Origin of the sequence: Amycolatopsis panacis (assembly GCF_003600245.1) — a bacterium.
Lineage (GTDB): Bacteria > Actinomycetota > Actinomycetes > Mycobacteriales > Pseudonocardiaceae > Amycolatopsis > Amycolatopsis sulphurea.
Genome location: NZ_QZFV01000040.1, coordinates 1 through 1,719, shown reverse-complemented (window position 1 = coordinate 1,719; position 1,719 = coordinate 1). Strand labels below are relative to the sequence as shown.

Here is a 1,719-nt window from a genome sequence, read left to right as displayed (position 1 = left end):
GGGCGGACCCGGGAACTCCGGATTTGTTGATCATGGCGGTTGGGTGGGGTCGACCGCAAGGAGGTCGAGTAGCCGGGCTTGGATCGGGGTCGGCTGTGGGATGAGTGCTGGCCGGCCGCTGCATGCGGGGATTAGCCGTAGTCCGGCCAGTGCTTGGAAGATCAACTGGCCGGTGGGCTTGGCTTTCTGGCCGGGGTAGAGCCCGGGCATCGTCGTGGCCGGTGCGATAGCGGCTCGTGCGGCGCGTTCGACGAGGCAGAAGATGAGCAGGGCGAGGCAGATCACGGTGATCAGGGCTTCGATCCGCCGGTTGGTTTTGAGGAACATCGGGGCCACGGCGAGTGGGCCTTTGACGGTGCTGTAGCGGCGTTCGACGGCTTCCTGGCCCTTGTAGCGGATTAGGACCTCGGCCGCGTCGATGTCGTCGGGCAGGTTGGTCAGCAGCGCGTACCAGCCATCGGTCGCGGCCTCGGCGTGGATCACGACCTGGTCGAAGGACCAGGACAGGGCGGGTTTGCCGGTGGCGGGGTCGGTGCCGACCTCGGCGCGCAGGTAGGCGCCGACGCGGCGGGCACGGCTGATCGCGGTGATCCGCTCGGTGACGGCCTGCTCGGTCGGGTAGTGCCGCGACCCCAGCCCCCTGCTCAGCCGCTCGAGATCGCCGGTGGCGCGGTCGAGCTTCTTCGCCCGCGAGGCCGCCGCTGCGTGTGCACGGGCGGTGGAGTGCACGAACACCCGCCGCAGCGTCTGCCCCGGATCGCGCTTGCGGGGCCCGGCCATGGTCATGGTGTCTTCGATGACTCGCCATCGGCCCCGCTGATCAGCCGGCTTGCCGGCATCCCGTTCGGCGACGTAGTCCACCTCGGTGGCAGCATCGAGGTGGAGAGCGGCCAGCACGGTGGCTGGCACGTAGGTCTTCGAGGCGGGCGCGATGAACTCCACCTGGGCGGCGATCAGGTCCCGAATGTTGGTGTAGGAGACCAGTTTGGAGTCCCCGACCAGCAGAAACCGTCGCGGCCCGGCGATGGTCTTCAGAGCGGTCATCGCGGGCACGACCTGGGCGATTTCTCCGGCGCCACCGTCATAGCCTCGGTGGAAGATCGGCACACCCCCGTCGCCGGTGACCGCCAGCCCGGCCTGAACCTGTTTCAGGTCCGGACGACGATCCTTCGGATGCCCGAACTTCGGCGCAGCGTAGTCACCATCGGCCTGCTCGTAAGCCCCGTACAGCGAGATCGACGTCATGTCCCAGTGCAGCCGGGACACATCGATCCCGAACGCCGCGATCGCTTGCGCCCCAACGGAACCGACGATGCGGTCCAACTCGGGGGCGACCGCGTCCAACGCACGAGCGATCCGATCATCGTTCAACGCCGAGGCCTCGATACCCAACGCCTCGTTCACCGCCCACCCACGCGCCCAGTCAGCCACCTTGACCATCGGAGCCGGTGAGGTCAACCGGTTCGCCACCAGCGCCTCAATGACCTGACCATGCGACAGGATCGCCACATCCCGGACCGGACACGCCCGATCGATGATCCCGGCCAGGTCCAACCGCCGACAGTACTCAGCCACCACCGGCAACGCGCCCAGCAACTTCTCCACACTCGGGCGTCCATAAGCGACCCGCTGTCCTCGCATGGACCGCGACCCTATGATGATCAAGAACGAAAGCCCCGATCACCCCACCTTCCCCCATGTGCGAAATACGGGGCTAGC

The 1,719-nt window shown here is 67.2% G+C and carries 1 protein-coding gene; it reads right to left on the bottom strand.

The window, feature by feature from the left end; translation table 11 throughout:
* Positions 1 to 30: 30 nt before the first annotated feature.
* Positions 31 to 1,641, bottom strand: a complete 1,611-nt coding sequence (locus D5S19_RS03215; RefSeq protein ID WP_120021840.1) for an IS1634 family transposase — start codon at positions 1,639 to 1,641, stop codon at positions 31 to 33.
* Positions 1,642 to 1,719 lie beyond the last annotated feature (78 nt).

What these genes read in the sequence shown, in the direction of transcription:
- D5S19_RS03215 (WP_120021840.1), bottom strand. Translation starts at nt 1,641, where the DNA reads ATGCGAGGACAGCGGGTCGCTTATGGACGCCCGAGTGTGGAGAAGTTG.